This window comes from Microcoleus anatoxicus (genome assembly GCF_042465725.1).
GTDB lineage: Bacteria > Cyanobacteriota > Cyanobacteriia > Cyanobacteriales > Microcoleaceae > Microcoleus > Microcoleus anatoxicus.
Genome location: NZ_CP120853.1, coordinates 3528493 through 3544617, shown reverse-complemented (window position 1 = coordinate 3544617; position 16125 = coordinate 3528493). Strand labels below are relative to the sequence as shown.

General features: G+C 44.5%; 14 protein-coding genes and 1 pseudogene. 10 read left to right on the top strand and 5 right to left on the bottom strand.

Features of this window, described 5'->3' with window-relative positions; translation table 11 throughout:
- The first annotated feature begins 291 nt into the window (after positions 1-291).
- A complete protein-coding gene (locus tag P2A85_RS15295) occupies positions 292-624 on the top strand; it encodes a low temperature-induced protein (protein WP_371117510.1) in 333 nt (110 codons plus the stop codon).
- 150 nt (positions 625-774) lie between these two features.
- On the opposite strand, the gene P2A85_RS15290 is transcribed toward P2A85_RS15295, so the two are convergent.
- The gene (locus tag P2A85_RS15290; protein ID WP_377473488.1) at positions 775-1791 is read right to left on the bottom strand and encodes a sulfate/molybdate ABC transporter ATP-binding protein; all 1017 of its coding nucleotides are present in this window, start codon (positions 1789-1791) and stop codon (positions 775-777) included.
- A 294-nt stretch (positions 1792-2085) separates the two neighbouring features.
- Here P2A85_RS15290 and argC point away from each other — a divergent pair, with 294 nt between their 5' ends.
- The gene (gene argC, locus P2A85_RS15285) at positions 2086-3144 is read left to right on the top strand and encodes an N-acetyl-gamma-glutamyl-phosphate reductase (protein ID WP_377473486.1); all 1059 of its coding nucleotides are present in this window, start codon (positions 2086-2088) and stop codon (positions 3142-3144) included.
- Between the two features lie 137 nt (positions 3145-3281).
- Here argC and eno read toward each other — a convergent pair whose 3' ends face one another.
- Positions 3282-4562 (bottom strand): phosphopyruvate hydratase, encoded by a 1281-nt coding sequence (eno, locus tag P2A85_RS15280; RefSeq protein WP_377473484.1) that lies wholly within the window; start codon positions 4560-4562, stop codon positions 3282-3284.
- A 350-nt stretch (positions 4563-4912) separates the two neighbouring features.
- Between eno and P2A85_RS15275 the strand changes: the two genes are divergently transcribed.
- The 4 genes from P2A85_RS15275 to P2A85_RS15260 are packed head-to-tail and all read left to right on the top strand — an operon-like array spanning position 4913 to position 6722.
- Positions 4913-5830, top strand: coding sequence for a calcium-binding protein (locus P2A85_RS15275; protein ID WP_377473482.1), 918 nt, complete (start codon positions 4913-4915; stop codon positions 5828-5830).
- A gap of 29 nt (positions 5831-5859) precedes the next feature.
- Positions 5860-5982, top strand: a complete 123-nt coding sequence (locus P2A85_RS15270; protein ID WP_377473480.1) for a hypothetical protein — start codon at positions 5860-5862, stop codon at positions 5980-5982.
- A gap of 35 nt (positions 5983-6017) precedes the next feature.
- A complete protein-coding gene (locus P2A85_RS15265) occupies positions 6018-6356 on the top strand; it encodes a DUF433 domain-containing protein (RefSeq protein ID WP_377473478.1) in 339 nt (112 codons plus the stop codon).
- 3 nt (positions 6357-6359) lie between these two features.
- Entirely contained in the window at positions 6360-6722 is a 363-nt protein-coding gene (locus P2A85_RS15260) for a DUF5615 family PIN-like protein (RefSeq protein WP_377473476.1), read from the top strand.
- Between the two features lie 130 nt (positions 6723-6852).
- On the opposite strand, the pseudogene P2A85_RS15255 reads toward P2A85_RS15260, so the two are convergent.
- The 3 genes and pseudogenes from P2A85_RS15255 to P2A85_RS15245 all read right to left on the bottom strand — a co-directional run bounded on the left by P2A85_RS15255 (position 6853) and on the right by P2A85_RS15245 (position 8499).
- Positions 6853-7502: pseudogene (locus P2A85_RS15255) on the bottom strand (Maf family protein).
- Positions 7503-7603: 101 nt separating this feature from the next.
- The gene (gene psbP, locus P2A85_RS15250; protein WP_377473474.1) at positions 7604-8143 is read right to left on the bottom strand and encodes a photosystem II reaction center PsbP; all 540 of its coding nucleotides are present in this window, start codon (positions 8141-8143) and stop codon (positions 7604-7606) included.
- Between the two features lie 143 nt (positions 8144-8286).
- Positions 8287-8499, bottom strand: coding sequence for a chlorophyll a/b-binding protein (locus P2A85_RS15245; RefSeq protein ID WP_377473472.1), 213 nt, complete (start codon positions 8497-8499; stop codon positions 8287-8289).
- A 225-nt stretch (positions 8500-8724) separates the two neighbouring features.
- Between P2A85_RS15245 and P2A85_RS15240 the strand changes: the two genes are divergently transcribed.
- From P2A85_RS15240 to P2A85_RS15225, 4 genes are all read left to right on the top strand, one after another.
- Positions 8725-9348 carry a hypothetical protein gene (locus tag P2A85_RS15240; protein ID WP_377473470.1) on the top strand — a complete coding sequence of 208 codons (624 nt, stop codon included), beginning with the start codon at positions 8725-8727 and terminating at the stop codon, positions 9346-9348.
- A 658-nt stretch (positions 9349-10006) separates the two neighbouring features.
- Positions 10007-10321: a sulfotransferase gene (locus P2A85_RS15235; RefSeq protein ID WP_377473468.1), complete on the top strand. Its 315-nt coding sequence runs from the start codon at positions 10007-10009 to the stop codon at positions 10319-10321.
- 157 nt (positions 10322-10478) lie between these two features.
- The gene (locus P2A85_RS15230; RefSeq protein WP_377473466.1) at positions 10479-14378 is read left to right on the top strand and encodes a DUF4347 domain-containing protein; all 3900 of its coding nucleotides are present in this window, start codon (positions 10479-10481) and stop codon (positions 14376-14378) included.
- Entirely contained in the window at positions 14359-16020 is a 1662-nt protein-coding gene (locus P2A85_RS15225) for a calcium-binding protein (RefSeq protein WP_377473464.1), read from the top strand. The genes P2A85_RS15230 and P2A85_RS15225 overlap by 20 nt, the downstream gene beginning before the upstream one ends.
- The last annotated feature ends 105 nt before the right edge of the window (positions 16021-16125 follow it).

Here is a 16125-nt window from a genome sequence, read left to right as displayed (position 1 = left end):
GAGATAAATTCATCCTCGGCGTGTGTCCCCATCACTTTCTTTTCCCTGTTTCTTGTTCCCTCTTCCCTATTCCTTGTGCTTTTTTCAAAATATTCCCTGAGAAGGATTTCAAGCGCCTGTTGGTTTAGTTAAATATATATTAGTTCAATTTGAAAGACGGCAACTGCTCAAGGCTATTGCTTCTCTCAAAATTCAACTTAATATTGTCCAGGGTTTGAGTAATCATCAACCTGTTAACAATTGTCGCAGCGAAAAAAAATCTAGAAAAGGAAACTTGTTGGTATGTCTTTTATGAATTTTAATCTATCTGTCAAGGGTTTAGTTCGCAGTTTTGTAGCAATTTGTTTTTGTACATTGTTGTTTGTTTCTAACGTTTTTCCTGCCTTTGCAGTTACTAGCAAACTTACAGAAGCTACCGACCAACTTTTAGGCATTGAAAAAGAAGCTCAAAAAGCAGTTTTAAAAGACCCGATGTCTATGGAAGAAACTCAGAAAAAAGCCAACGAAGGGATTAATGAAGTTCAGGGATCTGCGGACAGCGAAAAGATGCTGAATCCTGGCAACACCAGGGCTACATCCTTTGAGCAACAAGTCAAAAAGGCTGTTAGCAAGATCAAAGACTAATTTATTTGTCAGTTTTGAATTGTTAGTCTCAAACTCCTATTAAATCCCTGGCTTATTCAATAAGTCGGGGATTTCGTCATAATTAATCCGGCAAATTACTCTTCGTTCAATCCAAAATTTTCTATCCCAAATCCCAAATCGGTATGGGGATTAAATTGAATAAAAAAGCGGAAAAGATTTAGCATCTTTGGGTTTAACAAAAACTCTTTGTTGTGGCTGCAACTGTAAATTGTCAAACCTTTCTCTAGTCAAATTAGCATTGACTACTTGACCGTCATCTAAAGTTAATTCTACCTGAATTTCCCACCCTAAATGAATCAAGCGACTGATTCTGGCTGGTACTGTGGCACTGTTTTCTGTAGTTTCAATTACCACGTCGTGAGGGCGCAAGAACATCTCCGGGTTGGCTGAGTCAAAGCCGTTGTCTTGAAACATCCTCGAACTGCTGGGCAATACATTCACAGGCCCGATAAAACTCATGACAAAAGCACTGGCTGGATGGTCGTAAATTTCTGCGGGTGTTCCTACTTGTTCGATTTTACCTTTACTCATGACTGTAATTCGATCGGCAACTTCCATCGCTTCTTCTTGGTCGTGGGTAACAAAGACTGTGGTAACGTGAACCTCGTCGTGCAATCGTCGCAACCAAGCACGCAAATCTTTCCGAACTTTGGCATCCAGTGCTCCAAAAGGTTCGTCCAACAGTAGCACTTTTGGTTCCACCGCCAAAGCTCTCGCTAGGGCTACCCGCTGTCGCTGACCTCCTGAGAGTTGGGACGGGTATCTATCGCCCAATCCTCCCAACTGCACCAAATTCAACAATTCCTCTACCCGCGATTTGACTTTCGCAGGTGCTGTTTTCTGAATTTCCAGCCCAAAAGCGATATTTTTCCGCACTGTCATGTGTTTGAATAGGGCGTAGTGCTGAAACACAAACCCAATTTTGCGGTCTTGGACGCTGGTATTGGTGGCATCTTGGCCTGTGAGCCAGATTTTGCCGGAGTCGGGCATTTCTAAGCCGGCAATCAGTCGCAGCAGGGTAGACTTGCCTGAACCAGAGGGGCCAAGCAATGCGACTAGGGAACCGGATTCAATTTCTAAGCTGACTCTATCGAGTGCTTGGAAACTGCCAAAGTGTTTTGATACGTTTTCGACAACTATGCCCATAGGAAGAAGTCATTAGTCATTAGTCAGTAGTCAGTAGTCAGTAGTCAGTAGAAAGAGGGAAGAATCCCAATCTCCTGTTTGTGGATGAATTAAGGTAAGTTTTTGATAGAACCATACCACATCTGTTTGTTCATTCTAGGGTTTTTGCGAGCCGTCAAACACCGTCCAAGTCAAAAAAATCCACCTCCATAACAAAAAAAAACAATTCTTGACCACCAAAGTTGCCGTTTGATACTATAATGCAGCAAAAGTTAAAGCGTTTTTTAGATTTCAAGGGCTGAGGGATAAAAGAAAATGGGAAATGTTGGACGTGTGCCTGTAGGCATTATCGGCGCTTCAGGGTACGGCGGCGTGCAACTTGTGCGATTGCTAGCGGATCATCCAGCGGCCGAAGTCGTGTATTTGGGCGGGGATAGCAGTGCGGGAAAACCTTATTCCAGCCTGTATCCGCATTTGACTAACTGCGTTGATTTGACTGTCGAGGCGATCGACTTAGACAAAATAGCGGCTAAATGTGAAGTTGTGTTTCTGTCGCTACCCAACGGTTTGGCTTATCAAATGGCACCAAAGCTGATTGAAGCCGGCTGCAAAGTCTTGGATTTGTCGGCTGACTACAGGTTTGAAAATCTTGACACTTACAAAGCTTGGTACGGCGGCGATCGATCGGACTCTGCTCTAGCAGCCACGGCTGTTTACGGTTTACCAGAATTGTATCGCGATCGCATTAAAAACGCTCAATTAGTCGGCTGTGCTGGCTGCTACGTCACCGCTAGTTTATTAGCCCTGGCACCCTTGCTCAAACAAGGTATCATCGTTCCAGAAACCGCAATTATCGATGCTAAGTCTGGATCTTCGGGAGGAGGCCGCAAAGCCGAAATTAATCTATTGTTGGCAGAAGCTGACAATTCCATAGGCGCTTACGGCGTGGGCCGCCACCGCCACACGCCCGAAATTGAGCAAATTTGTAGCGATTTAGCCGGACACGATATTAAAGTCCAATTTACTCCTCACCTGATGCCGATGGTGCGGGGAATTCTGGCAACTGTTTACGCAAATTTGCGCGATCCGGGATTGGTGCGGGAAGATTTAATCACCATTTTCAGTGCTTTTTACCGCAATTCTCCTTTAGTAAAAGTGTTGCCGGCTGGGGTTTATCCGCAGTCAAAATGGGCTTGTGGCACGAATCTTTGTTATATCGGTGTGGAAGTAGATCCGCGTACTGACAGAGTAATTGTGATGTCGGCGATCGATAATCTAATTAAAGGTCAAGCCGGACAAGGCATCCAGTGCATGAACTTGATGATGGGCTGGGAAGAAACTTTGGGTTTACCTCAATTGGCTTTTTACCCTTAATTGAGAATTTGGTAATGGGTAATGGGTAATTGGGTCGGGGCGGGTTTACGAGATTATTGGTTTTAGGCAATTATTGTTTGTAAAACCCGCCCCTACAGGATGTGAATTCCCGATGCCCGATTACCCATTAACAAGTGTTATTTTGGCCCGTAACCGATCGCACCAGCATAAATTGCCCGATCGCCCAATTGAGCCTCAATCCGCAATAAACGGTTATATTTAGCCACCCGTTCGCTGCGACACAGAGAACCAGTCTTAATTTGACCAGCGCGAGTCGCTACTGCTAAATCAGCAATGGTGGTATCCTCAGTTTCACCGGAACGGTGGCTGATAATCGAGCGATAACTGTTACGTTTACCCAAGTCGATCGTATCCAAAGTCTCCGACAAAGAACCAATTTGATTCAGCTTAATCAAAATCGAATTACTCGCTTTCAAATCAATCCCTTTTTGGAGGCGTGTACGATTAGTCACAAACAAATCGTCACCCACTAATTGAACTTTGCTGCCCAATTTTTCAGTCAGCGCTACCCAACTATCCCAATCGTCTTCATGCAAACCATCTTCAATGGAAACGATCGGATATTGACCAACCAAACCAGCTAAATAATCGATTAATTCTGTTGGGGAATGAGCCACACCATCATAGGTGTATTGCCCATCTTTGTAAAATTCGCTAGCAGCAACATCCAAAGCCAAAGCAACTTGTTCACCCGGTTTGTAGCCAGCTTTTTCAATTGCCATCATCAACAAATCCAAAGCTTCCTGATTCGAGCCTAAATTAGGAGCAAAACCGCCTTCATCACCAACACCAGTCAGCAAATTTTTGTCTTTCAAGACTTTAGCTAAACTAGCAAATACTTCTGCTCCCCAGCGCAAAGCTTCCTTAAAAGATGGTGCTCCCACCGGCACAATCATAAACTCTTGAATGTCCACATTGTTGTCCGCGTGGGAACCGCCATTGATCACGTTCATCAGAGGCACGGGTAGAACGTTCGCCAAGGTGCCACCCAAGTAGCGGTAAAGGGGGAGTCCTAAAGTCTCGGCCGCCGCCTTTGCTGTGGCTAAGGAGACTCCGAGAATGGCATTTGCGCCCAGGTTGGACTTGTTGGGGGAACCATCCAAGTCAATCATGGTTCGATCGATTAATTCTTGGTCGATCACATCTAAATCAATCAAAGCAGGCGCAATTTTGTGTTCAACATTGTCAACAGCCTTGAGAACCCCTTTACCACCGTAACGTTTTTTGTCATCGTCGCGGAGCTCATGGGCTTCAAAGGAGCCTGTAGACGCGCCACTGGGGACTTGGGCGAGTCCGACAACACCGTTGGCTAGGTAAACTTCCGCTTCAATCGTGGGGCGGCCACGGGAGTCGAGGATTTCTCTGGCCTGAATAGATTCGATCGCAGTATCTAGCATATTAACGATTCCTGACTTAACTCAAGGTTCCATGACAATTAGCATTCAGTTGGTGCTTGGTCACTGAATGCCGATCGCTAATAGATTACGCTATCCTGAGAATTATTGCTTCATAATTCAAAATATTTGCAGATTTGGGCGATGCGCCGATGGGGACAAGATTTATTCAAAGTCCCCCTTCTTAAGGGGGATTTAGGGGGATCGGGATATGTGCAACGACCCATTAAATTGGTATGACCAGTAACCAATCACCAATCACCAATAACCAATCACCAATAACCAATCACCAATTGGAACGTTTATATAAATCAAAGTGTCAACAAAGTCAATCAAAATAGGAGAAAGTTAGGATGTCAGAAACCACCGTGGGAGAAATTAGAGCATTAGCTGAAAACACCGACCCAATTATTGCCGATCCCCCAAACATCAAATTATTAACTGGCCCCTTGCCAAATCAAGGCGACCCCAACTTTTTTGACCTGACTGCCAATGACGATATAGTTCAATTAGCCAATGGAATTCTCCGCAATACTCCGGGGGGAGTGCGGGCCTTGGGAGGCAACGATTTTGTCCGAGGTTCCGGTGGTGCGGAACTAATTAATGGTAACAGTGGCAGAGATACTTTAATCGGAGGTTGTGGTAGCGACACTATTCGCGGCGGTCAAGATTCTGACCTTATTTATGGAGAATGTGCTAATGATATCCTCAGTGGCGATCGAGACGATGATTATGCTTACGGAGGTACGGGAAATGATTTTGTTCGGGGCGGTAAAGGCAATGATGCTTTATTAGGAGAAAGTGGTAACGATACTCTGATTGGTGATGCTGGAGTCGATCGACTTTGGGGAGGAGAAGGTGCAGATTTGTTTATAATTAGAAGAGAAGCAGGAGCAACCTCCACAGAATTTGGTTCCGAGCAACCCCGTCCTGTGGGGACTTTTCCTTCTAATGTAGAAGCAGTACCCGCAGATTTTATTCTCGATTACAATCCATCTCAAGGAGATTTAATTGGATTAGCGTCTGGGCTGACGAGAAACGATCTGATTTTAACCGAAAGGTTTATCACAATTGGTGATGCCAGAGATTACGACAGCAGCGGGCCTATTCCTCCAGGAAGCATTATCACTACTGAGTTTAGAATATTAAACACTAAGGCGACGGTGATTCGGGAAGCAAGTACCGGCAATATCTTGGGTTTAGTGAAAGATGTGTCACCGAGTCAACTTCAGTTTACCTCTGTATCTGACAGTGCGATCGCCCTGGGATAGTGATGCGTAGGCAGCGGAGGACACTCAAGATGCCGTTTCCCTACGATAATTTTGGGGTAGGGAAACGGCATCTTGAGTGTCCTCTGTCGGGCTCTTACGATCGCCACCGCGAAGAAATCGATCGCATTATAGTTTCTCAACAAACCGAATAGTAGAATAGTAGATAGCTAAAACAGGAAGTTTAGACATGGGACTGAATGAGTATTTTGATTTCTTAGCAGCGGATGATATTCGCATTAAAGGACATCGCATCGGGATTGAGACAGTGCTATATGAGTATTTGTATCGGGAACGCACCGCCGAAGAAATTCAGCAACTCTATCCCTCTCTAACTTTGGCAGAAGTTTACACAACTATTTTGTATTATTTGCTGAACAATGAATCAGTAAGTCGATATATACAAGATTGGTTGGAATGGTCGCATCAGCAGCGAAAAATGCAAGCAGCAAATCCCCATCCGGCAACAGAAAGGTTGCGAAAATTGAAAGCTGAACGGGAAAGACAAACTGCAATCCAGGGTGCTTAAGGAATGGCGCTTAAATATTTGATGGATGAGAATGTTACGCCCATTTATGCCACACAGCTTCGGCGGAAACGCCCTGATTTAGTAGTTTGGTCAGTGGGCGACATTGGTACACCTCCGAAAAGTACACTCGATCCGGAGATTTTGATTTGGTGTGAGGATAATGGTTTTATTTTAGTGACAAATAACCGGAAGTCAATGCCCGTCCATCTGGCAGATAATATGGCTGAAAGCAGACATATTCCAGGAATTTTCGTTTTGAACTCAGATTTAAGTATTGGGCAAAATATTGAGGAATTGATTTTGATTGCTGATGGTTCATTCGATGATGAATACCAAGATCAGATTGTCCATCTCCCATTAACATAAACAGGACTGATGCGCGGGTGACCAGAAACCGGGTTTTTCTGAGAATATTTCATTACAGTCGTAGAAACCCCAAAAAACCGGTTTCTGGAGTTAGATGCGTAGACCAATTCGTGACATGAATCCAAGAATATTAAGACTGCCAAAAATCCGCCACATCATATCCCATATCCCGAAGCATTTGCCGCAGCAAAGGCAAACTCAAACCAATCACATTGGTATGACAGCCTTCGATTTTTTCTATAAAAAACCCCCCTTTACCTTCGAGAGCAAAACAGCCGGCACAGGCGAGAGGTTCTCCGGTAGCAACGTAAGCAGCAATTTGGCGTGAGGTAACTTCGGCAAAATGAACTTTTGTAACTTGACAGCGAACAATCGATCGATCCATTGCCTCATTGAAATCATCCAATCTACGATCAATTAAAGCATGGCCAGTATACAGTTCACCTACTTTACCGCGCATTTGCTGCCAACGGGAAATTGCCTCTTCGGCATCCTGCGGTTTGCCGTGAATCTCCCCATCAATCACCAAAATTGAATCACATCCTAACACCAAACAGGAATTAGGATGAGGAATTTGGGGATGAGAATTAGCCCGCAACAACTCAGCTACAGCATCAGCTTTTCCCTCGGCTAAAACCTGGACTAATTTAGAGCATCCCTCATTTCAATTTGCCCTTCATCAAAATCGCTTGGGCAAATTACAGCTTGAATTCCAGCATTTTTTAGCAGTTGGCGGCGTGCTGGGGAAGCTGATGCTAATACAAAAGTTGGTTTTTTCATAAGTTAAGAAGTCATTAGTCAGTAGTCATTGGTCATTAGTTATTGGTTATTAGTTATTTATTTTGCCAATGCCCAATGCCCAATTCCCAATTCCCAATTCCCTAATAAACAGAAAAAGATTTAACTACTTTCTCAAAAGCTTCTTTTACCTTCGGCCAACGTTCTTCCGTAGTGGAAATGTTGAGTGTAAATAGTTTGCCGCGACTGACGGCTACGCTTGCTAAGTTATGTCGTTGTTGGTTTGGAAGCTTGACGGCGTATTCTAAAATGTAATAGTTTTTCGATCGCGATTCGCGAGATCCAGCATTGACTAACTCAGCTTCTCGGCCAGAATCGGGAGGAGCGATCGCATTTTTGCTAAGTTTGTAACCAACCTCCGATGGTGTTCCCAAATCTGCCAGAGTTTTATCTCCCGTGACAGGACTGATGACTACGCTAACATTCTCAGTTTGCTGAATCAAATCGCGAAATACCACATCCGGGCCATTAGCAACCGCAATTGGTAGCCAGCCGTTGGGATAGAGAAACTGATAGCCATCGCCAGTATCCACATGGCTTTTAAGTCCGACAACATTAGATACACAACTGGTCAAGGTAATGCTGAAAACTACCAGAAGTATGCTTACAATTCGTTTGATCATTATTTTTTGCGATCGAATGACAGTTAAATATTTATTTTTAATTATCCCACCAAACCTTGCCCCTAAAAACAGTTAAGCTATGGATTGCAGTTTGCCTAGCGCTTACAACCCATAGCCGTCCAGTTTAATTTTTAAGAGCATCATTACAGATGGGTCAGCCAGCTAATCAATCCATGTTTGGTGGAAACTTCCAAAGCCAACAGAGAGACAAAACCAATCATGGCGAGGCGACCGTTTAAGCGTTCGGCGTAGGGGGTGAAGCCGGTGCGCTGTTGGTCATCCACGTATACTGTAGGCTCGATCGCAAAATTGTTCAGTTTACCTTGGTCGTCCAGCATTAAGCCTTTGTTAGTCATGTTTTTTTCCTAAATTGGTTTTGCGTACTGTAAATAAATGTAACAGACTTATGAAGATATGTAAAGGAATGTGAGAAAGTTTTTTTTAGATAGTCGATCGAAACAGGAGGTAGTAGACTCTCGGCCCCCGACAGGGGAGGATAGAGTCAGCGAGGTTAAAGAGTGCAAGGTATATAGCAAATCCGGTCTGGGTTTGACGAAAATTTGGGAACAGAGGAAAGAATTATGCGTACCAGTCTGGAAATGCGGTGGTTTTGTAACGGAATGTTACCAAAGGCGATCGGGCAATGGTTTGGAAGCGAAAGTCTCGGTGGGTATCTTTCACCCCCTGAAGAACGAGAAGACTTATATTTACTGATACCGGGCTGCGACTACTTAGGAGTCAAACTGCGACAAAAAAATTTACAAGTAAAGTGGCGACAGGCAGAAAGTGGGGCGATGCTGTTCGGCAACCGTTGGGAAGGGAAAGCCGAGAAGTGGCTGAAGTGGATTTGTGCTGACACCATCGGGCCACTGCCGCCGGATTTAATCGCCACAGGAAAGTGGGTGAAAGTCAAGAAAAAACGAGCACAGCGTCTTTACCAAGTTTCTGCCCCAGGCGTACTGATGTCTGTCCCTGTAGAAGCGCCCATACCTCAAGGCTGCATAGTGGAAATTACTCAATTGAATATTAATGGCAGTCCATCCTGGACTTTGGGCTTTGAAGCCTTTGGAAGCGAAAGTTTTTTGACAGAAAGTCTGCAAACAGTAGCGACTTGGACTAGCAAGAGTTATCAAGCGCAAAAGTTGAAAGTTGAGGATTCTTCTGGTTATCCGATTTGGCTGGCAATTCTTCCTACCCCAAAATAATCGCGCTCGCGAGCAACGGAGGACACGGCAATGCCGTTTCCCTACCCCAAAATAATATTGTAGGGAAACGGCACGCTTGAGTGTCCCTACTTACGATGGGGGTTCAAGGTTTCGACACTTCGTGGCCCCTGATCCCTTCGACTACGTGGTCCCTGAGCGAAGTCGAAGGGCGAGCGGATAAACTGCGCCGCTTCGCTCAACCACCGGGGTTTTTTACGACAATACTTGGTTCAAACCCCTAGATTCGGTAAAAAACTCAGTTTCTTTGCTGTGGGTAACTCTCCGACACACCACCAACTATCTGTAGCTGTAGTTTTTATAACAGGAGCTACGCAGGCACATAGTAGGGTTTTCTACTAGATCCAAACCCTTATTCTATCAATCTATAACTTCATCTGACGCACCCGACAAGTTGATTTAAGTGTGATAATTGGCTTGAATTATGTATAATTTTTATCCCTATTTCAATCCGTGTTGAGTACCGCTTTCCCTCACTTTTCATCCTGAACTTTGGCTTTTTTAACTGTTACACAATCTAGACATGGTAAACCTTGAGGTTGTGTTAATAAATATTAAATAAACATATAATCTCAAAAAATATGCCCTTAGTATGATATATTTACCTCGAATATAATTTATACAAACGCATTGTAACGCGATGCCAGTGAAAGCCCACTTCATCTCAGGACTACCACGCTCAGGCTCTACTTTAATGGCGGCTTTGCTGCGCCAAAATCCCCGGTTTCACGCGGCCATGACTAGCCCAGTGGGGGGTTTAGTAGAGCGAATGTTAGAAGCGACGAGCGAAGACAATGAGTTTTCCGTATTTATTTCACCGGAACAAAAAAGGGCGCTGATTCTGAGTATCTTTTCTGCTTACTACCACCCGCAAGCTGAAAAAGAAATCATCTTTGACACCAATCGACTGTGGTGCAGCAAATTACCCTTAATTCGGGAACTATTTCCTATATAGCAATCCTAAATCATTTGTGAATTTCTTACTCCCGGACCTTAATAAGGGGAGGGTTGGGGTGGGGTAAAAAACTTTACGACTCCTGCAAGGATTGCTATAGATTTTTAACGGGTTGCATATCTAAGACTAAGCAAAAACTATCAGACGATATACAAATATGAACAAGCAAATAATTTTCGTAGACTCCTCAGTCCAAGACTATCAAAGCCTAATTGACAACGCCGATCGCGCTCAAATTTTCATTTTAAATGAAAATTTGAGCGCGATCGATCAAATTACAAAAGCCTTGGCAGGAGAAAAAGATATTGAAGCAATTCATATCCTTTCTCACGGGAGCGACGGCACTCTATTTCTGGGTAACTCTCCCCTCAACGAAACAACCCTAGAAACCCACGCAGCCACCGTAAAACAGTGGGGCAAAGCCTTAAAAGCTAACGCAGATATTCTCCTCTACGGATGTAATGTTGCCCAAACTAAGCAAGGAAAAGCCTTCGTTAAACGCCTTAGTCAATTAACTAAAGCTAATGTCGCAGCATCCACTACTCCCACAGGAAATGCCAAGCTAGGAGGAGACTGGAACTTAGAATTTATTATCGGTGAAATTAAAGCTGCTTTAGCATTTTCTCCCGCAGTTACGGCCGCTTACAGTGGTATTTTAGGTGATGGATTGGGTGGAGTTGGAACAGGTACAAATAATTTAAAATTGTGGCTAAAGGCCGACGCTTTAACAGGATTCACAAATGGCGCTTCTGTTGGTACTTGGAACGACTCATCTGGTAATGGAATAGTTCTTACTCAAGCCACTGGCGCTGCACAACCTACCTATAAAACTGCGGGCTTTAATAGCCTACCCACCCTCTCATTTAATGGCACCCAATACTTAGACACTGCTTTTAACCCAAGCTTAAATCCAAATCAATACACGGTTATTACAGTCAACCAAGTCACCGATGGTGTAGGCACAGTTCGGTCTCCCATTACGAGCCGAGATGTCTCTCCCCTTCGGGGATATACGCTCTATGCTTTAGATGATAATCAATGGTTTTCGCAGACAGGTACAGGTGATTTTTCTGGTTGGAGTGGGGTCGGTGATAATAATCCTATCACTTTAAATAGCGGATATATTACATCTGGTTCCTACAATGGTAGCCAAAATACAATATCAGTTAATGGCACACAAACCAGTTCTGCCACTACTTTTTCTCCAAATACATCAAAACCTCTCCGGGTAGGAGGTGGACAAACCGAAGGAGCTGTTAATTTTCTTTTCGTTGGGGATATTTCGGAAGTCATCTTGTATGACAAAGCTTTGAACAACGCCGAACACACCCTAGTTGATAACTACCTCAGTGCTAAATACAATATCACTACTATCAGTAACGATAGATATGCAGGCGATAATGCTGGTAGCGACTACGACTGGAATGTAGCAGGAATCGGCAAAGAAGCCAACGGTAGCAACATTTCTGGCAACACCACAGGCGGTTTAAAAATTGATAATGGCACATTCCTGCAAGACAACGGCGACTATCTCGTTGCCGGTCAAATAGAAACAGCGAATGCTACCAATGTGACAACAGACCTTCCCAGCGCCACTGGCATTAATCGTTTATCTCGCGTGTGGTATCTCGATAAAACCGATGTCAATACTAATGGTGGAACAGCCAACCTCACCTTCGATTTTTCCGACTCTGGATTAGGTGGTACTCCTAGTGGAAAATATCATTTATTATATCGCTCTGGAACCACAGGTAATTTCGCTTACGTTAACAATGCCACTTTCACGACTAACAGCACTTTTAGTATTACTGGCGACCAAGTAACTTTCAATAATGTTAATATCGGATTACTCAATGATGGCTACTACACATTAGCATCAAAAAATAACGATGTCCCCCTCCTGGGTAACATCACTAATCCAGCCGCAATTAATGAAGAAGCGGCTCAACAAACGATTACTCTCACAGGCATAAGTGATATCGAAACCGCAACTAACGCCCTCACTATCACAGCCACTTCCGCGAACACAGGCTTAACGGGTACACCCACCATTACTAATAACAATAATGGCACGGCTACCCTCCAATATACTCCCGTAGTCAATGCTAACGGCACTGCTAACATCAGCGTCACCGTCACAGATGCGGATACTGGTACTGTAACTAAATCCTTTGCTGTCAACGTCAACGCCGTCAATGACAAACCCAGTTTCAGTAACGCTGGCAATCAAACCCTAACAGCTTGGACAAACACAGCTCAAATTGTTAGCAGTTGGGCAAATACTGTTGTCATCGGCCCCGCCAATGAATCAACTCAAACAGTCCTCAACTACCTTATTACTAGCAACAGCGACAATAGCTTATTTACAACTCAACCAAGTGTAGCAACCAATGGCACACTAACCTACACTCCCAGTGGTAAACCCGGTACCGCCACCGTGAGTGTGCAACTGCAAGATAGCGGCGGTACAGCGAATAGTGGTGTTGACCTTTCCAACACAGCTACCTTTAATATTACCATTCCCGTACCGAAAGTTAACCTCACTGCCAGCACAAATACTGCCAGCGAAGCTGGGACAACAGCTATTACCTTTACCGCCACTGCTGAAGGTAATGTCGTCGGCGCTCAAACAGTCAATTTAGCATTAACTGGTACTGCTAGTCCTGCTGATTTTACTGGTGCTATTCCCACTCAAATCACGATACCAGATGGTAGCAAGACGGGGCAAGTAACCATTACAGTTAATGATGATAATCTTATCGAAGGTGAGGAAACGGCTACTTTAACGATTAACAGCCCATCAACAGGAATAGCATTAGGAACTACTACTAATCAAAGTGTGACGATTACTGATAATGACACCAAAGGCATCACAGTCAGCCCAACCACCGGATTAACTACCACTGAAGCCGGAGGTAAGGCTACATTTACAGTAGTTTTAAACACGCAACCAACAGCCGATGTCACTATCCCATTGACTAGCAGTAACATCGCTGAAGGTACGATAGATAAATCCAGTTTAACTTTCACCTCTGCTAACTGGAATGTAGCACAAACTGTCACCGTTACCGGAGTAGATGATACCCTAGTTGATGGAAATATTGCCTACAACATTGTCACTGCTGCGGCCACCAGTGACGATACTAATTACAGTGGTTTTAATGCCGCTGATGTAGCCGTCACCAACACCGACAACGACACCAAAGGCATCACTGTCAGCCCAACCACCGGATTAACAACAACTGAAGCCGGAGGTAAGGCTACATTTACAGTCAAGTTAAACACGCAACCAACAGCCGATGTCACTATTCCATTGACTAGCAGTAACATCGCTGAAGGTACGGTAGATAAATCCAGTTTGATTTTCACAGCAGCTAACTGGAATGTAGCACAAACTGTCACCGTTACCGGAGTAGATGATAGCGTAGTTGATGGAAATATTGCCTACAACATAGTCACTGCTGCGGCTACCAGTACCGATACCAATTACAGTGGTTTTAATGCCGCTGATGTTGCTGTTACTAATACCGACAACGACACCAAAGGCATCACTGTCACACCCACCACAGGATTAACAACAACTGAAGCCGGAGGTAAGGCTACATTTACAGTAGTTTTAGATAGTCAACCAACAGCGAGTGTCACTATTCCATTAACTAGCAGTAAACCTACCGAAGGTACGGTAGATAAATCCAGTTTAACTTTCACCTCTGCTAACTGGAATGTGGCACAAACTGTCACCGTTACCGGAGTAGATGATTCAATTGCTGACGGAAATCAAGCCTATCAAATTCTGACGACGGCTGATACAACTACCACAGATACCAACTACAAAAATCTCAAACCCGCTGATGTAGCCGTCACCAACACCGACAACGACACCAAAGGCATCACTGTCACACCCACCACAGGATTAACTACCACTGAAGCCGGAGGTAAGGCTACATTTACAGTAGTTTTAAACACTCAACCAACAGCCGATGTCACCATTCCATTAACTAGCAGTCAAACTACCGAAGGTAGTGTCGATAAAAACAGTGTTACTTTCACATGCTAACTGGAATACTCCCCAAACTGTCACTGTCACCGGAGTAGATGAATTAGTAGTAGACGGAAATGCTGCTTACAACATTGTCACCGCAGCAGCTACCAGTTCCGATACTAATTATAATGGTGTTAATCCGGCTGATGTCGCAGTCACTAATACTGATAACGATACCGCACCAACACCAGCACCAACTCCTGCACCAACACCAGCACCAACTCCTGCACCAACTCCTGCACCAACACCAGCACCAACTCCTGCACCAACACCAGCACCAACTCCTGCACCAACACCAGCACCAACTCCTGCACCAACACCAGCACCAACTCCTGCACCAACACCAGCACCAACTCCTGCACCAACACCAGCACCAACTCCTGCACCAACACCAGCACCAACTCCTGCACCAACACCAGCACCAACTCCTGCACCAACACCAGCACCAACTCCTGCACCAACACCAGCACCAACTCCTGCACCTGTACCAACACCAACTCCTGCACCTGTACCAACACCAACTCCTGCACCTGTACCAACACCAACTCCTGCACCTGTACCAACACCAACTCCTGCACCTGTACCAACACCAACTCCTGCACCTGTACCAACACCAACTCCTGCACCTGTACCAACACCAACTCCTGCACCTGTACCAACACCAACTCCTGCACCTGTACCAACACCAACTCCTGCACCTGTACCAACACCAACTCCTGCACCTGTACCAACACCAACTCCTGCACCTGTACCAAATGACGACTGCATCTGCGATGACATTCCCTATCCCAACTTAAACCAACCTAACTCTGTTGAAAACACCATACTCGGTGGATCTGGAATTCAAATAGACACCGCCAAAAACGATGAATTTCTCGGCAGCAACTCTGGGAATATATTCGATGCTAAATCGGGGGATGACAACTTATCTGGTGGCGATGGAAACGACATATTCAACGGCAACGAAGGCAATGATTTTATCACTGGTGGTAATGGGGATGATATTTTATTTGGAGATGAAGGAAACGACATCATCCTTGGTGACTTGGGCAGCGATTTAATCTTTGGAGGCAAAGGCAATGACTCGCTAAATAGCGGCGAAGGTGATGACATCGTTTATGGGAATCGAAATGATGATTTCATTGATGGTGGCAAGGGTAATGATACCTTATATGGAGGTAAAGGTGATGACATCATCCTTGGTAGTGATGGTGATGACTACCTGTTTGGAAATGAGGGAAATGATACTATCTGTGGTGGCGAATCCAATGATTTAATCAGTGGTAATGAAGGAGCCGATATCCTGGGAGGCTGCGAAGGAAATGATACTATTTATGGAGGTGAAGATAACGATACTCTCATGGGCGGGAAAGGCAATGATATCCTTTACGGAGATTTGGGTAATGATAGTTTGATCGGAGGTAGTGGGAATGATATCTTTGTCTTAACAACTGGTCGAGGATTTGATGTTATCGCTGATTTTACCGTAGGTCAAGATTTGATTGGATTAAGCGGAGGCTTGAGTTTTGGTCAGTTGGAAATAACTCAAAATAATCAGGGAACAATTATCAAAAACCTCTTGACAGGGGAGCAGTTAGGTGTGATGATTGGAGTGAGTACCAATGCGATTACATCTGCTAGTTTTCGGTTGATTTAGGGAAAGAATGAAAAGTGCGATCGCCCTTGGTAGTGAATTAAGGGCGATCGTAATAATCTACCGGGATAGGGGCTTTTCATTAGACCTTTCCAGAAAAGCAGGTCT

Coding starts and splice junctions, on each gene's coding strand:
- P2A85_RS15295 (WP_371117510.1), top strand. CDS start 292: ATGAATTTTAATCTATCTGTCAAGGGTTTAGTTCGCAGTTTTGTAGCA.
- P2A85_RS15290 (WP_377473488.1), bottom strand. CDS start 1,791: ATGGGCATAGTTGTCGAAAACGTATCAAAACACTTTGGCAGTTTCCAA.
- argC (WP_377473486.1), top strand. CDS start 2,086: ATGGGAAATGTTGGACGTGTGCCTGTAGGCATTATCGGCGCTTCAGGG.
- eno (WP_377473484.1), bottom strand. CDS start 4,562: ATGCTAGATACTGCGATCGAATCTATTCAGGCCAGAGAAATCCTCGAC.
- P2A85_RS15275 (WP_377473482.1), top strand. CDS start 4,913: ATGTCAGAAACCACCGTGGGAGAAATTAGAGCATTAGCTGAAAACACC.
- P2A85_RS15270 (WP_377473480.1), top strand. CDS start 5,860: ATGCCGTTTCCCTACGATAATTTTGGGGTAGGGAAACGGCATCTTGAG.
- P2A85_RS15265 (WP_377473478.1), top strand. CDS start 6,018: ATGGGACTGAATGAGTATTTTGATTTCTTAGCAGCGGATGATATTCGC.
- P2A85_RS15260 (WP_377473476.1), top strand. CDS start 6,360: ATGGCGCTTAAATATTTGATGGATGAGAATGTTACGCCCATTTATGCC.
- psbP (WP_377473474.1), bottom strand. CDS start 8,143: ATGATCAAACGAATTGTAAGCATACTTCTGGTAGTTTTCAGCATTACC.
- P2A85_RS15245 (WP_377473472.1), bottom strand. CDS start 8,499: ATGACTAACAAAGGCTTAATGCTGGACGACCAAGGTAAACTGAACAAT.
- P2A85_RS15240 (WP_377473470.1), top strand. CDS start 8,725: ATGCGTACCAGTCTGGAAATGCGGTGGTTTTGTAACGGAATGTTACCA.
- P2A85_RS15235 (WP_377473468.1), top strand. CDS start 10,007: ATGCCAGTGAAAGCCCACTTCATCTCAGGACTACCACGCTCAGGCTCT.
- P2A85_RS15230 (WP_377473466.1), top strand. CDS start 10,479: ATGAACAAGCAAATAATTTTCGTAGACTCCTCAGTCCAAGACTATCAA.